The following is a 16,469-nucleotide window of genomic DNA, read 5'->3' as shown; positions in this document are numbered from 1 at the left end:
GCCAATCCATAACTGGGGACTGGCATTCTCACAATTATATATTAAATTTGGTGATAGAATTCTTCAGGAAAATAGAGGATTCTGAGAAGCGTTAATTTTGAATGACACAGTTCACGTTACACTCCCGTTAAATGGGCTGTTTTTTAGGGCTTCTAAAAGTTCGGTATCTATCTTTTTAATCATCATTCTTTACAATTTTACGACTACTTTCCCCACCGTACGACCACTGTCCATCTGCAGATGCGCTTTTACTATTTCCTCAAATCCAAACACATGGGAGATATGGGGTTTCAATACGCCTTTTGCTAATAACGAGGCAATCTGCTGCATATCAGTACCATTGGAATAGACGGACATAAAATAACAGGCATGCAGTTGTTTTTCCTGAGCTTTTAACTCGTCTTCTTTAGTATGCCCTGAGGGTAAACCGACGATCGTTCCGAATGGCTTTAACACGCGGATTGATTTTTGAAAATTCGAGCCACCAATCGCTTCCAGCACAAAGTCAATGTCGCTGAGTACTTCTTCGAAGGGCGTATTTTGATAATCAATATGTTCGTCTGCACCTAGACTGAGCACAAAATTCCGATTTGAAGCCGATGAAGTTCCGATCACGTGCGCCCCGATATGTTTTGCAATCTGTACAGCAAAATGGCCAACTCCGCCTGAAGCAGCATGGACCAGGACTTTATCTATAGGCCTCAATTTTCCATAACTATCAAAGGCCTGCCAGGCAGTTAATGCGGCCAAGGTGCTGGCTGCAGCTTCCACATGACTGATGCTTTGTGGTTTACCGGCAAGCTGATCTTCCGGAGCAGCAGCATATTCTGCATAAGCTTTGCCATGTCCAACGAAATTTATCATCCCAAATACTTCATCACCAACTTCGAATTTTGTGACGCTTGTTCCGATTTCTGAAACTTCTCCGGATACATCCCATCCTAAGATCAATGGATCATATTTAATGAGTGCTTCTGCTAATGGCGCTTGTCGGCTGCGGACCTTGACATCTACCGGATTAATACCAATTTCCTTAACCTTAATCAGTACTTCATATGCCTTTATTTCAGGTTTTGGGATTTCTTTATAACGAAGGTTTTCGGCATTGCCGAATTCCTCTAGTACAATTGCTTTCATCTGTTTATGATTTGATAAGCAAAAATAGACCTATATTAAGCCTTAAAACAGGTACATTTCTAGCCTATTTAGGTACCTTTGCAGTATGTCGAAGGAAAATATACACCAGGCACTTGAAGTCTTTTATGAAAAGGTAAGGGAATGTCCTTTACGTGATCGGCAATTCAATTTTTTTGAATTGGTTTATGTGATTTCTGGTATTGGAAACCATGATATAAATGGAAATCAGGTTGCCTTTGCTGCGGGAGACTTGTTTTTGATCACGCCCCATGATGCTCATGCCTTTGATTTAGAGGGTGTCTGCGAGTTTATGGTGGTTCGTTTCGGTGAAAGTTATATTAGAGAATACCAATGGAAAAGCATAGACCATATAGAATGTCTTTTATACTATGCTTCTCATTTATCAAGTTCAATTTTAACCCATCCGGGGGATCAGCAGACTGTAGCGTCGTTGATGAAACACTTACAGCATGCCATTGAGATCCATAACCTTTACAATGAAGATCTGAAGCGCCATTTAGTGAACGCAATTATCGTCATCGCTGCAAGAAGTATTTCTGTGGTCAAGCCTGAGCATATTTCCCCTAATGCAGATGCGCGGATTCTACAAATTCTGGACTATATTCAAGAAAATATTCGACAGCCTGGAAGATTGAAAATTGCAGCAATCGCTGAAAAATTCTCCATATCACCAACCTATCTTGGGAGTTATTTTCGTGATCAATGTGCAGAAAGTATTCAGCATTACATTTCCGCCTATCGCATCCGATTGATTGAACACCGTCTTCGATTTAGCGACAGGCGTGTCCACGAAATCGCAGAAGAATTTGGGTTTGCTGATGAAAGCCATATCAATAAATTCTTTAAAAGACATCATGGCATGAGTCTAAAGGGATTCAAGATAGCCGGAAAATAAGCCCTCCTTTGATCGGGTGATCTTTGTTAAAGAGAGTGAGAGACTTATTAGGTTAAATAGAGCATTGCATACTAAGATAGAATAAATTTAGGCTTATGGTGGAGCGATTGTTTATCTTCATAGGTACTAATCATATTAAGCCGTGACACTATTAATTTCAAAAGTTCAATACCAAAGGAGCGAAAAGGGGGAATTTCATGATGTTGCAGAACGCAGCCTTGCCGATACCATTTTCTTAGTTTTAAATTATCCATGGGCTACGGAGCGAAGCTTGGCTGATATAAAACTCTCTTGTCCCTCCGTAACAATCGAGAATCCTATTGGGACCTATCTAAAGATTGGCCCGTATTTTTCTGGTAAGTTCTCTCTCTATTATCTGGATACTAACGATAAGGTTTATCTTAAGGTTATTCCTACACTTGAAGATGCTGTTTCATTTGTACAAGCCTATTTTGAACAAAAGGGAAAGCTTCAGGGATTTGAGAAATATGGTTTTGTAGTTAAACCGTCCACTCATTTTAGAACCAATCCTTTTGAGTATACTATCGGCACAAGAGCGATCATAACTTTTTTCAGGTTCCCAATTTACATGATGGCAGCCATTTTACTTATGTTGGGATTATCATACCTTGAGCATCCGGGGCGTTTTAATCTAATTGCTGCTGCAGAAACTATGTTATGGGTTTTTCTGCTGTTATGGGGCCCACTGATTTACTTGTTTTTCGATTATCTATTGGCAGACGAGAATAATTACATTCAAATTTCAAGAGGCCATGAGGAGTTTGTTTATGGGACAATAGACAATAAGAAAACATATAGTAAACAGGATATCGTTAGGATTAATGCTTATGGACTGCGCTACCAAAGAAGTCTATGGAGCGAATGTGAAGTATTTATTATCACCTTTAAAAATGGCGAGCAAATCAAGTTTACCAGCCTGTTGATTTCTAGCGGAGCACTGATAGAAAAATTCCATGATAGAGGAATCAGAAATAATAAAAAATTCTTCGCAACGAGCGGAAGTGTTCCAATGATTAAATTAGCTTAAGAATTTGTCATTTTTCCTGGTTAAACGCTGAAGGCATGTCAAAAATTATATCCACGAAAAAATAGTGAATGGACAAAAAGATGTTTTGTCCATGTATAGTGAGGATTTAGCTGCGAGCACCGAGGTATAGGCAGCCAGATCTATCATTTATTCATAGCAAACACATATTTCCGGTCTGCGGCCTGTGTTTTCTGTAGCCTTTTCATCTTTTCCAGCCTTTTAAGATTGATGTAAACCGAGCAAACGCACATGCGGTGTCCATGTTTTCGCAATTCCAGCCATAGCGTTTCTGCGTCTAAACCATCTCCGTTTTCCTCCATATATTGAAGAATAACTCTGCTAATCCTGGAAATCCCATGTTTTGCCACCATCTCGTTTACATCCTTCCTTTTAAATCTTCACTACTGGTACTTCTTTCATTTGATGGTGTCCCTTTTGCCCCAAACCGGTAGCTAAAAGACAAGAGGCCATACCTGCTGTCGGAGGCATTACGACTTAAGAACAATACATTTTCATAAGCCATTTTTCTTTTGATCCGGTAGCCTTCAAAAATATCGTTCACCATGAATTTCAAGCTTCCTTTTCCTTTAAGCACCTCTTTCTGGATACCCGAAGAAATGATGCTGTATGGTCTGGTGGTCGTGATTCCTGATACTTCTTCCGAGATGAAAAACGCACTCAGTTCTGTTTTCCAGCCTTTACCCAAATTGAAAGTGTTTTGAGAATTGAGACTGACCGTATTGCCGCTGTTTATTGTATTTCCGGCACTGCTGTTGACCTTGTACCTGTTGTGGTAAACATTCAAAAACTGACTGCCTGTCCACCATTTGAAAATCTGTGTAGCCGTGGTCACACTCAATCCGAAATTGTCAAAAGAACCCATGTTTTCAGGGCGTTGGAAAGTTACTGTTCCATCCTCCAGGCTGCCTACCTGTTCGGCAATCACATTACCGGTATGGTTATAACTCAACGTTGCGAAGTATCGCGATTTAAATCCATAACCCAGCTCTACTGCATTTACTATTGCCGGTTTTAAGTAAGGGTTGCCTTCATAAAAGGAAAAAGGATCATCATATACGCGGAAAGGGTTTAAGTCCCAATAACCCGGACGCTTAATTCGTCTGCTGTATCCAGTCTTTAACTGGTGATTTTCGTTAAAATCTCTGGTCAGGAATAAACTTGGGAAGAGGCCCAGGTAATCCTTTTTAAAGGTTATATTTGAAGTAATCTGCTCCCCTTTAGTATTTGTATATTCAGCACGTAAACCTGCTTGCAGCTGATATTTTGACCATGCCGTATTCAAATTAATATAGGCGGCCTGGATGTTTTCATTATAAATAAAATGGTTGCTGGTACTTGCATCTGGCAGATAACTCTGGTTTTGCAAAGTATCATATTGCAGGTTGTTTTCGGTGCGGACATAGCTGCCTTTCCATCCTGCTTCCAGCTTTGATTTTTTATTCAAAGGCAGGATATAATCTATTTTTGCAGCATACACATCGTCGTTGGATGGGATGTTTCCCCTTCGGCCGGAAGGTAATCTGTCCGCATTTCCAGTTGGCAATACATAACGCGTATCCAGTTGCTGCTGCATTTTGGAAAAATGGTAAACATAATCTACATCGGCCTTTAGCTCATGACCATCAGCATTAAACTTATGTACATAATTTGCATTGTAAAGTAGATCTGTCCAGTTTTCTTTATTATTGGTTTGCGTAAGCGCAGTCCAGGAAGCTTCGCCATTAGCATTCCTTAAAATGCTGGTACTTGGCTGTTCTGTTGGATATCTCCCAATGGCACCATTCACTAAAAAGCCCAGTGTATTCTTCTCATTCAGATTCAAGTCTATTCCGAACCTGAAATTATGAGATCGCAGTTTTGCTTTTTCCATTGTTTCTTGCTGGATGCTTTGCAGTAAAGCCCTGCTGTCACTATAAAACAGGCGTTCGGCATTGCGCTTACTTTCCAAATTCTGATTGTTGGCATTATAGCTTCCATAGGTATTCAGCAGGGTCGTATGGTAACTTAGTGCAATGCCTTGCCCGTTTCTGATGTCTTTACCGGCACCAATGTTTCCTGAGATATTGCCGTTAAAACCGATCAGCATATTTTTTTTAATGATGATATTCACAATTCCGCCGCTGCCTGAAGCATCAAATTGTGCGGTAGGGTTAGACATGATTTCTATTCTGGAGATGGAGGATGAGTTTGTTCCTCTCAGCAAATTGGCCAGCTGATCACCGGATAGATAAGTTGGTTTTCCGTTGATCATCACTATTGTTCCTGACCTTCCTTTCAGCGATACCTCCCCATTTTCGGAGACGGTTACACCTGGAGCCTTGTTCAGTAATTCCAGGGCAGTATTACCTTCTGCGAAGATGCTTTTTTCCACATTCATGATCGTTTTATCGAGCGTTTGCTCAATTAATGGCCTCTGTCCGCTGATATTGACTGTATTTAGTAACCTGCTATCTGCATTCAAACGAATCGAACCCAGGTGATGTAAACTTTTGAAAGTAGTGAGCTCAATGACCGGAGAATAATAATCCTCATAGCCGATATAGCTGATTTTTACCAGGTATTTACCGTTTTTAACCCCGGAAAGGACAAAATTTCCCGCCGTATCCGTCATCACGGAATAAGCCTTTACAGAATCGGCAGAGCGCAATACGGTTACAGAAGCAAAAGGAATGTGCTGTGCTTTTTCGTCCAGTAATTTACCATAGATATTTTTTTGGGCCTTTACGGTCGTAGAAAAGGCAATAGAAAGCGTGCAAAGAAGGGCAAGAATATATGTTTTCATCATGTTAGGGAGTGCTTAGAACTTGCTTCGGCTGTTTTACTGCAGCTGGAGATTTTTTAGTTTTTTTCTTTTTGCCCCACCAGATATAAAAGCCGGTGATGGGTAAACTGGCACAAATTAAGCTGGCCAGGAAGTACAATATTTTTGTCGTCAAGCCTCCAATGGCCCCCACATGGATGGCATAGTTGAGTTTGCGTACCTGATCTGGAAACTTTATATCTTCCAGACGTTTGGTCGAATTAGGCAGTAACTCCAAGGTTAAAGGATCAAAATTCAGGTCTCTCCAAAAACCCAATGTCATGTCTGTACAGGCATAAATTGCCTCATCAGGTTCTTCGGCGAAATGAATGATGATCTGATCTTTGTTGTATCTGGCAATGTCATTCACTACTTTATGCCAGATGATGTCTGCATTTTGCAGGGAAGTATTTACGGATGGTCCTGAAACCTCCATCTTTTGTCTTTTTTGTCTGGGTTTGTTTTCACCGCCTGTTAACCAGTAGACCCCTTGTCCAAACCAGGAAAAGCTCATGACTAAACCGGTAATGGCCATTAGCAAGGCGATCAATAAAGAATAAAATCCCAGTACATTGTGTAAATCGTAGTTTACCCGTTTAAAACGAGCTTTCCATTTGATCTTGAAACTCTGGTCACGACCTCGTTTATTCCATTTCTTTGGCCACCATAAAATGAGGCCGCTGAGTGTCAGCAGGAAGAAAATAAAGGTAGACCAGCCTACCACCTGGCGGCCAATGGCACGTGGCATCCAAAGGTGTCGGTGTCCTTCATCCATAAAGTGAAAGAAATCTTCATCATCCACCATCGCAATTACTTCTGCAGTATAAGGGTTCACATAAACCAGAGAATCCGATTCATGGACGTTAAAATGTGCCGTTCTACCAGCACCATGATACCATACCGATTCAATATGTTTTCCAGGTAATGCCTGCTCCACGGCACGGTGTAATATAGAAGGAGCCAATACTTTTGCATTTGCAGGTTGTTGAGCATGCAGCCATGGGCGGCTGAGGCTTTTGATTTCCTGTTCAAATACCAGCACACAACCGGTGATGCTGAGGATAACCACTACAATTCCTGAGGCCAGTCCCAGCCAGAGGTGTAGCCATGCGTTTATTTTGTTGAACATAAAGTTTATAGGTAATAGGAGGAGATAAACCCCGGAACTCCATCGGAAGCCCGGGGTTTTCTATCAACATTAGCGGAGAAACGCTGTTAATTTAATTTGTAAAGGATTGGGGTATTGTCAGATCCACCGTCGATTCTTAAACCTTTTTTAAGCGTATCCGCAATTGGATCATATTCATATACATAAATCGCGTCTGCTTTAGGATCATTTACTGCGATGTAAGCCTTACCACCAAGAACAATCGCTGAACGTGAGTTCAATAGCGGCGGAAAGTCTAATCTTTTAATCACTTTCTGTGTGTTTACATCTACAACAAGGTATTCCCACATGTCAGCATACCACCAGTCGTCTTTTACTTTTACGCGGTTTTTAGCATCTTTTGCATTGGCAAGAATCGCTTTTCCGTTTCCAACATAACATACACCCAATTGGTTATCACCATTTGTCAGGGCAGAAACATTGAAGAAGTAATTAGGATCAAAAGTATCAGTACCCGCTTTAATTCTGAAGAAACCAGTAGGCATATTCGGTTTATTACCACCTAACATTGGCATAGGGTGCGTCAATAGGTAGTCGTTGCCATTGTCAACAAACTGACCAAAATAACCGTTTCTTAGTGGGCCTGCAGGAGCAGAGCGACCGTCTTTGCTGGTTACTTTAAAGTTGTTTAATGAGGGAAGATCCATTGAAGCCAGATAAGACTCATCGCTTGTCAATTGGGTCACTTCATTGTATAGTCCATATCCAATCATCACCTTATTTCCACTGGTAAATGCTGAATAAACTCTTCTGCTATGTCCTGCAGGAACGCTTGGAAGGTCGAATTCGCCGCTTTTTACAATCGTCATGTTGCTCACATTGATAATTGCATAAAGGTTACTTCCTCTTGGGCCAAACATCACTTGGTTATTATCCAGCCATAGAGACCAGCCTATATAAGGACTTGGGAAGGCAGTAAAAGGAATTTCACCTTCTTTTGTCAGCTTGCCATCCTGATATAAATGCTTGCTGAATCTTCCTGTAGGGTTTAAGAAGTAGAAATGTCTTCCCTTTTGAATGATGTTTTCTCCCCAGGTAAAAATGTTTGAAACATCAATACCATTGCCCTTTGGGCTGATTTTTCCTTCTGTTAAAGAGTTGATGTTTAACAGGTAACTATCATCTCCAACAGAATAGATTACAGCATATTCGCCATTTTCTTTTTCATCCGTACCGGAGCCTTTGTTGTCTTTTTTGCAGGCAGAAAGGCCAGAGATAAAGACCAATGCTATGGCCAGAACCAATAGTCTTGTTTTAATTGTAGTAAACATGTTCATAGATTATATTTATTTTAATTGAATTGCGAAATGGCGTAACGTAATTTGATGAAGAATGAAGTGCCGGGTTTCTGCAGCTTAAACTTATCATAAGCGATCACATTGGTTAGGTTTCTGCTTTCCAGCGATACATTGTATCTGCCTTTATGCATCGAATAAGTCAATGTGGCATTGTGTATAAACTGACGGGGGATATAGTCTTTAGTGTTCTTACTGCCCAATTTGGACCAGTTAATAGAGTAATCATTGATGAATTGGGTAAACCAGTTAAATTGAACCCTGGTGTCTTTACCAATAAGATTGTCTTTTCCGATGCTGAAATCTGCATTTCCATATAGCCAAGGCTCATTTGGAACTCTGCTGAGGTAAGTCGCACTTTCACGTACAGATCCTTTTGCAAATTGCTGCCTGTTGACCGCACTTTGATAGGTCATGTTGACCAGCACAGAAAATAAGTTGTTGTAATCATAGCGAACTTCAGTCTCAAATCCTCTGATGATAATTCCGTTCTCATTGGTATACTCTGCGGCACTACCGTCATTAGCTGCGGCAGATTTCCCGGGGGTGATGTAATCATTGGCATCGCGATAATATCCGGATGCTTCTGCCCAGATTTTTCCTTTTCCTATTCTTTTGTCGAAAAATACGCCAACATTATAGTTGTTACTGCTTTCCGGCTTTAAGTTTGGATTCCCTCTCACTACTTCCCGGTCACCATATAATTCTACCAGACTAGGTAACCTGTAAGCATGTTCAAAAGAGGCTTTCATCCCGATTACAGGGCTGAATTTGTAGCTGGAAGCTACTCCGTATCCATAATATTGCTTGCTATTGCTGGTGCCAATCCCATCTTTATCATAAGTTTTTCCACTTAGACCGTACATTTTTCCGAAGAAATTGTTGGTCATTCTGCCATTAAATACCTGCTGGTGGTAGCTGATACCAGTAATGTTTTTATTTAAGCGGTTGGACCTGTCGTAAAGATGGTTGTAAGGGTCGATCTCATTATAACTTTCTCTATATGAACTATTATAGTTGTTGTTCAGATTAACCATGTGGTTTTGGGAGATCGTATAACCCAGGTTCAGCTGTGCCAGCATATTATGGCCGGTTAAATGGGAGATAGATTTTTTTTCGCCAGAAAGTTCAGAACCGAAACTGCCATTTTTACTTCTTGGTATTGAGCTGCCATCCCAAAGGAAATCATTGCCGCTGGTATCAGTCAGGATGTTTTTATTGGCAGAGTAATTGGCAAATACACTTGCTGATAAACCTTTGATCAATAGGTTTTCCTTACGGTAACGAATGGAAGGAATGATGTTATGACCATCATTTGTCATCTTACCAATCACTTTTTCCTGTGTCGCACCGGTTTGTCTTTGCTTATAGTTTGAAGTATACGTTACACCGGCTACAAATACATCTGCCCATTTCTTATTGGAAATTCCTGCTTCTACCTGGCCCATAAAAGACTCATACTGATCATGGAAACGACGAAGTTTCTCCACCTGCTCAAAGCCTCCGGGAATGGGTAACTCTATCAGCGCATTGGCTGATGGATTGTTATACATGTAATAATTATTGTCGGAATAGTTATAATACGAGCTTACATTGGTGGTAATCCCCGTTTTATCATCGGTAAAACTTCCTGTCAAACCTGCACGGTGGGTATTGAAGGAACCTGCACTGTAACTTAGGTCAAGAGATTTTCCTTTGTTCTTTTTGGTGATAATATTCACTGCACCACCCAACGCATCTGAGCCCAGGTAAGCTGGAACTACACCTTTATACACCTCTACGCGTTCAGCAAGGTTTACAGGGAAGTTGTTCAGCGTCATGCCGCTTCCATAAGATTCCATCGGAATCCCATCAATAAAAAACTTAATGTGTCCCCCTGATAAGCCATTGATCGAAAACTCAAAATCTGAACCTAAACCTCCCTGTTCTCTCACCTTTACACCGGCAGAGCGGTTCAGGATCTGATTCAGATCGTTAGTAGTATTCGCATATTGTTTTAAGTCGATAGAATTTACGGCGAAACCGGCTTCTTTAGTTTTGCGTGATTCTGTTTTTCCAGCAATCGAAACGTCATTTAAATCGTTCTGGGCCTCTTTCATGGAGAAATTCAAGAGCAGGTCCTGATTTTCTTTGACACTGATCTTTTGCTCTATCTTTTTAAAACCGATGGCGGTGATCTGTATGGTGTAGTTTCCGGCGGCTAGATCAGTAAGATTGAATTTACCCTTTTGATCTGTAGCCTGGATGCTGTTGATGGGGAATAACCGTATTGTGGCGGTCGGTATTCCTTCCTTTTGATCGTCAGACACCTGTCCTTTGATGCTGCTCTTGTTTAATTTCTGTCCTTGCACACAAAATACGCTAGCGCATAATATGCCCATTAGCAAGATTTTCTTAATTTGCATTACTTTTAGATGTTTCGATTTAGGAGTAACCCTATCTTAGGGTTTGGGTCATACAGGTACGAACTGTATGACCCTCTATATACTAATTAGCACAAGTCGCACTTTTCCCCTACGCTATTTAGAATATTTTTAAATAAGAGTATTTTGTTTAGTTTTTTAACCTGTTGATGCGGAAAATGGCGCCTTTAATCAGCACTCCTTTTTTAAGCGTCGCATCTTTACGGTTGTATTGCCAGATCTGACTGTTACCATCCTGCTGGTAAACGGAGATATAAGCGAAGTCATCATCCCATATGGTATTGAAGCTCCAATCCAGCGGAACATCAGGGAAATCGAGTTTTGTTTTCTTTTGATTTTTCAGGTCTAACAGTACGAAATTCGCTACCCGATTGATCATGTAATTTTCGAAACTATGGACCTTATCTAAGGCTACTACGCTCGTGAGTGCCAAACCATCTCCCAGATTTTGCAGCGTATAGGCTTCTTCATTTGTGCCATCAGCGATTTGAAAATTATAGGAAGGATCAAATATATTTTTTTTAGTATCTATCTTTAAAATGGAAGAGGGTTTACCTTTCCGGTTTCCTGTTCTGCCGCCAGGTTGTCCTAAAACATAAATGTGGTCCTGGTAAACCAGGGAGTTTGGGGCCAATATCGCGTAAGAGCCTGGCCAGGTAGTTCGATCATCCTTTGTGGTGTTTTGCAGTTCCAATTCCGGGTAACTGAATTGTGCCATATACATTGTATCGTCACAAGGCACAATATGTTCTCTCATCATACCCTTTTGAAAAGTATAACTCACAAAAAGTTTATGATCCACCAATTGTCCGGATACCCCAACATAATTATTTTCTGCAGCAGTCTCCGGTATATTTAACGGACCTTGTCGGTTAATTTTCATGGCATCCAGATCGATCTCCAGATAGTTGAATTTATGGTGATTTACGGTGCCAATCAGGATGGTGTGCGGATTTACCCAGTTTACCCAAGACATGTAGGGCTCCCAGGGAATGTCTTTCATGGAAATCTTTGCCACCGCTCTAATTCCTTTTTCTTCCACTTGATAGGCAATAAATGCTTTTTGCTCGCGATCCATTACAAAATACCTGGAGTCTTTTTGAGCCAGAATAAATCCGTTGAAATTAACTTCTGTACTTGGTCCGGTTTCCTGGGCATTCATCAAAGACCCAACCTTGGTTAGGTAAGCCTTGTTTTCCAGACTGTCATAACTCAGCAGTCCATAGTTATAACCCAGATCTTTAGTGCTATACTGACACGCTGACAAAAATAAGAGCGCAGCAAAGCCGATTAAAATACCTAAACGACGTGGTTTTAACCCTTGCAAACATAGTCGTATGAAGTCAGGGAAACTTAGATATTTTGAGCCTGGGAAATTCATACATTTTGGTGATGGGAAGTTCAATTGAAAATTAAAGATCGAATTGTTGTTGCATATTCATGGCCATAGCAGGAGGGATGTCATTCATACTTTGTCGATCCACCATGATAATCTCTTCAAATTTAAAGTTTAAGTAGCTTAAAAAATAGGAATGTCCTTTGCGAAGGCACATCTTTTTTACTTCATCTTTATGATTTTGCACGATGATGTGCTGGTCTTCAGAAGAACGGTTGCTGAGCATCACTGATCCTAGAAAATGAAGGTTGATATTGGCACTGCTCTGCTGGTTAAAACTCGCCTGACTATTTTTTGCCAGCTGCACCACGATACCATTAAAGTTGTTTTCAGAATGCGCCGATTGATCCTCATAGCGGTATACCTGTGCCTGCTGTAATTTAGGGGCACTGTGAAACAAAAAAGAAAGGTAGAGGACACAAAATAAACTGGCGGCAATACCTATACCAACCGCCCATGTTCTTTTTCTATCGACATGAAGACGGTGCTGCTCGTTTTTCTTCAATACATTGGCCATGATCCGATCCCTTACCGGCTCAATATCTTGATCCAGTTCTTCCAGGTCAGTTTCTGCGGCATCACCATTGATCCAGTGCTGATATAATTCCCACTCCGCATCGGATGCTTTGCCAGATAAACACTTTTTTAATAAGTCAGGATTCATGGCTTAGTTTTATATATATTATCAATTCCGCTGGTTTTCCCCTATTCATCTTATGTTCTAGGGTATTTTTTAAGACCATTACGCAAAAATGATAATGCTTTTGTCAATTGATTTTCTACTGTTTTTTCAGATATGGAAAGGCCTAAAGCGATTTCCTTATTGTTCAATCCTTTTTCGCGGCTTAAATTATAAATGTCTTTACAGCGTTCAGGTAACAAGACCACCAGCTTCTCAATATCCTGTTTCAAAAAATGATATAAGACCTGTTTTTCTGTCCCATTATGAAAAGAAACCTGTTCTGCTTTCAGCTCGTTAATTTTACCCGTTTTTCTGAGTTCATCTTTATAGATTCTCGCAATTTTAAAGCGTACCGATCTCACCAGGTAGTTCTCTACAGTTTCCCGCTGTAATACTAAGGTATCTTTGCGCTGCCATAAAGACGTGAATAACTCCTGAACCACTTCTTCTGCTTCAAACTGATCTCCAAGATATTTTAAGGCAATTTGATATAACTTTTTCCAATAGCATTCATACAACTGAAAAAAAGAATTTTCATCAATTATAATCGTTTCGGTGGAATGATATGTGGTTGATTCTGACAAATTAATAGGAGAATGCCTGCAAATATAGAGTTATTTATAACCGATCCAAATAGTTTGCGGTAATGGCGATTTCAGAAAAGAGAGTCCGCTTGTAGATTTTTCTTTCTATTTTGTGATATGAAATATATTCTGGGGATCGACATTGGAACGGGAAGTACTAAAGCAGTGGCATTAAATCTGAATTACGAACCTATCCATTCAGTTCAAAGGCATTACCCTTTATTCTCTACTTCAACCGGATATGCTGAGCAGGATCCTGTATTGATTTGGGAAGCTTTCCAGCAATGTATTTCAGAAATGAAAGTAATTATGGGCGGGCAGCCAGAAGCAATTGGTTTAAGCAGTGCGATGCACAGCATGATCAGTGTGGACGAAAGCGGAAATCCATTGGCACCAATGATGACCTGGGCAGATGCCAGGAGCTCGGATATTGCCAAGCGCATTCTGGAATCAGAATCAGGTATGGTGCTTTATCAACAAACAGGCACCCCGATTCATGCGATGTCGCCACTTTGTAAAATCATCTGGTGGCGGGAAAATGATTCGGAACTATTCAAGCGCAGCTATAAATTCATCTCCATCAAAGAATACATCTGGTATCAGTTATTTAAAGAATTCAAAATTGACCACTCCATTGCTTCTTGTACGGGGCTGTTCGACTGGAAAATGCTGGATTGGAATGAGGAAGCATTGCTGCTGGCCGGAATTACTTCCAGACATTTATCAGAACCAGTAAGTACGGGTTATCAAAAGAACAACCAAGAGGGGATTACTTTTGTGATCGGTGCCAGTGATGGCTGTTTAGCAAACCTGGGAAGTGACGCCAATGTAAAAGACCTGGCGGCTTTAACGATTGGAACGAGTGGCGCAGTGCGGATCTCTAGTCCGAAGCCGATTTTCAATACAAAGGCGATGACCTTTAGCTATATATTAGATGAACAGACCTTTATTTGTGGTGGTCCTGTAAATAACGGAGGGATCGCGCTGCAATGGCTGTTAAAAAATGTACTAGGTAAAACGGAATTGCTGGCTACGGATTACAAGGCTTTATTCGAAAAGATAAAAACGATCGCTGCGGGAAGTAACGGACTGCTTTTTCTACCTTACCTTAGTGGTGAGCGCGCTCCAATATGGGATTCCGAGAGTTGCGGCACATTTTTCGGCCTTAATCTTTCCCATGATCAGGGACATTTATCAAGGGCTGTGCTGGAAGGAATCTGTTATGCCCTAAATGAAGTGCTGCTGGCTATTGCGCCAAACCCGGAAATGGTCCTGGAGCTCCATGTAAGTGGAGGTTTTGTAAATGCGCGGATATGGATGGAAATCCTGGCCGACATTAGCGGAAAAGAGATCGTACTGGTTCAAACAGAAGATGCTTCGGCAATTGGAGCAGCCTATCTGGCGGTCAAATCGATCGGTTTATCCGTAGATTATCCAGTGTCTAAAGGGGAAAAAGAACGCATTAAATCAAATCCAGAAAATCACAAAGTCTATCAGCAGTTGTTTGGTCTTTATCAGCAATTGTACCCTGCATTAAAACACAGTATGCATCAATTGGCAAGTTTGAACAATCTGCCAGAAAATAGATAAGCTATGCAAAGCATAAGCAATGAAAAATACTTCTATTTGTTTGATATCGTGCATCTTGTCCGATACCGAACGTTTTTTATTTCCTGAAAAGCTTTAATCTGTTGAAATATAGTGATTTAGCTGTGGCATGTCCTTTGGAATGACCACTGAAAATAGGTTAAATGGACAAAAATATCGAACAGGCGGTTTTATCGGGTAAAAGAAAGCAGCGCCTGCTGTATTTATGGATAGGGATTGTGTTGGTGATCGGGGGTGTTTTCGTGCTCCGCTCGATCACGAATACCACCGTTTATGCCTCGGAGATTACCACCTCTTTAGTGGATCGCGGAAATATTGAAAACACAATCAATGCTTCGGGAGAAGTGTTACCCGAGTTTGAAGAGGTGATTAGCAGCCCGCTTGCCGCATCTATTCAGAAAGTATTGTTAGACGGAGGGCGTCAGATTAAAGCTGGGCAGTCCATCCTGACTTAGATAAATCCGCGGCACAAATGGACTTTGAAAAGCTGAAGTTCCAGCTCGAGTCCAGAAAGAACGACATCCGCAAAATTAAGCTGGATCTTGACAAGAGTTTCTACGATATCAAGTCGAACAACGACATCAAACAACTGCGCATCAATAGTCTGAAAGCTTCCGTAGACAATGCAAAACGTTTATTAAAAGCAGGAGGGGGTACACGCGAAGATGTAGAACAAGCAGAACTGAATTTAAAAGTCGCCCAGCTGGAAAAACAGCAGCTAGAGAACGAAATCAATAGCAAGCAGCAAAGTATGCGCCTGCAAATGAACGAAGTGGAGCTGGCGGCAAATATTCAGCAAAATGACCTGGAGGTATTGCAGAAGAAATTGCAGCAAGCGGATATTACGACCAGCAGAAATGGAGTCGTGACCTTGGTCAATAAAAATATTGGTGCTGCGGTACAGCCGGGGGAGGTGCTCGCCCGAATTGCAGACCTTTCCAGCTTCAACGTGAAAGGCACCATCTCTGATCAGCACCTGGATCTTTTGAAAATGGTATGACTGCGATTATCCGTATCGGAGATCAGCAAATAAGGGGGAAAGTGGTTAATATCTATCCTGCCGTGCAAAATGCAACAGTCTCATTTGACATCAAACCGGATAGCAGTCACCATAAACTCTTCCGTCCGAATTTAAAAGCAGATGTTTTCCTGGTTACTGATGAACACCAGCAAGTGTTAAGGGTGAGTAATGGCCCTGCTTTCCGCGGCACACCTTCGCAATATATTTATGTATTGAAGGACGGCATGGCAACTAGAAAAACGGCGCAGATTGGCCTGAGTAATTTCGATTTCGTGGAGTTGAAAGACCAGGTGAAAGAAGGTGATATGGTGATCATTTCCGATATGAGTTCTTTTAAAAATAGCAGTCAAATCACGATAAAGAAATAAGG

General features: G+C 41.0%; 15 protein-coding genes. 6 read left to right on the top strand and 9 right to left on the bottom strand.

The genetic code is table 11. The features are described 5' to 3' along the window. Positions 1-189 precede the first annotated feature (189 nt). A complete protein-coding gene (locus H9X96_RS21450; protein ID WP_187668250.1) occupies positions 190-1,137 on the bottom strand; it encodes an NADP-dependent oxidoreductase in 948 nt (315 codons plus the stop codon). Between the two features lie 85 nt (positions 1,138-1,222). On the opposite strand from H9X96_RS21450, the gene H9X96_RS21445 reads away from it, so the two are divergent. Together H9X96_RS21445 and H9X96_RS21440 are read left to right on the top strand one after the other, a co-directional pair. Then, positions 1,223-2,053, top strand: a complete 831-nt coding sequence (locus H9X96_RS21445) for an AraC family transcriptional regulator (RefSeq protein WP_187668249.1) — start codon at positions 1,223-1,225, stop codon at positions 2,051-2,053. A gap of 142 nt (positions 2,054-2,195) precedes the next feature. Then, on the top strand, positions 2,196-3,101 hold the full coding sequence (locus tag H9X96_RS21440) for a hypothetical protein (RefSeq protein ID WP_187668248.1): 906 nt from the start codon (positions 2,196-2,198) through the stop codon (positions 3,099-3,101). 143 nt (positions 3,102-3,244) lie between these two features. On the opposite strand, the gene H9X96_RS21435 is transcribed toward H9X96_RS21440, so the two are convergent. The 8 genes from H9X96_RS21435 to H9X96_RS21400 form a co-directional block, all read right to left on the bottom strand. After that, entirely contained in the window at positions 3,245-3,472 is a 228-nt protein-coding gene (locus tag H9X96_RS21435; RefSeq protein WP_187668247.1) for a transcriptional repressor, read from the bottom strand. Positions 3,473-3,477: 5 nt separating this feature from the next. Continuing rightward, a complete protein-coding gene (locus tag H9X96_RS21430; RefSeq protein WP_187668246.1) occupies positions 3,478-5,907 on the bottom strand; it encodes an outer membrane beta-barrel family protein in 2,430 nt (809 codons plus the stop codon). Position 5,908: 1 nt separating this feature from the next. Next, positions 5,909-7,051: a PepSY domain-containing protein gene (locus H9X96_RS21425; RefSeq protein ID WP_187668245.1), complete on the bottom strand. Its 1,143-nt coding sequence runs from the start codon at positions 7,049-7,051 to the stop codon at positions 5,909-5,911. 86 nt (positions 7,052-7,137) lie between these two features. Beyond that, positions 7,138-8,361, bottom strand: a complete 1,224-nt coding sequence (locus tag H9X96_RS21420; protein WP_187668244.1) for a DUF4374 domain-containing protein — start codon at positions 8,359-8,361, stop codon at positions 7,138-7,140. 20 nt (positions 8,362-8,381) lie between these two features. After that, positions 8,382-10,766 carry a TonB-dependent receptor gene (locus tag H9X96_RS21415; protein WP_187668243.1) on the bottom strand — a complete coding sequence of 795 codons (2,385 nt, stop codon included), beginning with the start codon at positions 10,764-10,766 and terminating at the stop codon, positions 8,382-8,384. A gap of 172 nt (positions 10,767-10,938) precedes the next feature. Continuing rightward, the gene (locus tag H9X96_RS21410) at positions 10,939-12,189 is read right to left on the bottom strand and encodes a hypothetical protein (RefSeq protein ID WP_187668242.1); all 1,251 of its coding nucleotides are present in this window, start codon (positions 12,187-12,189) and stop codon (positions 10,939-10,941) included. Between the two features lie 31 nt (positions 12,190-12,220). Next, positions 12,221-12,868 carry a hypothetical protein gene (locus H9X96_RS21405; RefSeq protein WP_187668241.1) on the bottom strand — a complete coding sequence of 216 codons (648 nt, stop codon included), beginning with the start codon at positions 12,866-12,868 and terminating at the stop codon, positions 12,221-12,223. Between the two features lie 50 nt (positions 12,869-12,918). Then, positions 12,919-13,470, bottom strand: coding sequence for an RNA polymerase sigma-70 factor (locus H9X96_RS21400; RefSeq protein WP_255431198.1), 552 nt, complete (start codon positions 13,468-13,470; stop codon positions 12,919-12,921). A 117-nt stretch (positions 13,471-13,587) separates the two neighbouring features. Between H9X96_RS21400 and H9X96_RS21395 the strand changes: the two genes are divergently transcribed. From H9X96_RS21395 to H9X96_RS22725, 4 genes are all read left to right on the top strand, one after another. Further along, the gene (locus H9X96_RS21395; RefSeq protein WP_187668239.1) at positions 13,588-15,060 is read left to right on the top strand and encodes a gluconokinase; all 1,473 of its coding nucleotides are present in this window, start codon (positions 13,588-13,590) and stop codon (positions 15,058-15,060) included. Between the two features lie 161 nt (positions 15,061-15,221). After that, positions 15,222-15,533, top strand: coding sequence for a hypothetical protein (locus H9X96_RS22735; protein WP_222943960.1), 312 nt, complete (start codon positions 15,222-15,224; stop codon positions 15,531-15,533). A 17-nt stretch (positions 15,534-15,550) separates the two neighbouring features. After that, positions 15,551-16,078, top strand: a complete 528-nt coding sequence (locus tag H9X96_RS22730; protein WP_222943959.1) for an efflux RND transporter periplasmic adaptor subunit — start codon at positions 15,551-15,553, stop codon at positions 16,076-16,078. Next, positions 16,075-16,467: a hypothetical protein gene (locus H9X96_RS22725; RefSeq protein ID WP_222943958.1), complete on the top strand. Its 393-nt coding sequence runs from the start codon at positions 16,075-16,077 to the stop codon at positions 16,465-16,467. The genes H9X96_RS22730 and H9X96_RS22725 overlap by 4 nt, the downstream gene beginning before the upstream one ends. Positions 16,468-16,469 lie beyond the last annotated feature (2 nt).

The organism is Pedobacter sp. N36a, assembly GCF_014472395.1.
In the GTDB taxonomy this organism is placed as follows: domain Bacteria; phylum Bacteroidota; class Bacteroidia; order Sphingobacteriales; family Sphingobacteriaceae; genus Pedobacter.
Note: the sequence above shows the minus strand (reverse complement) of the source record. Positions and strands in the feature narration are given on the sequence as shown.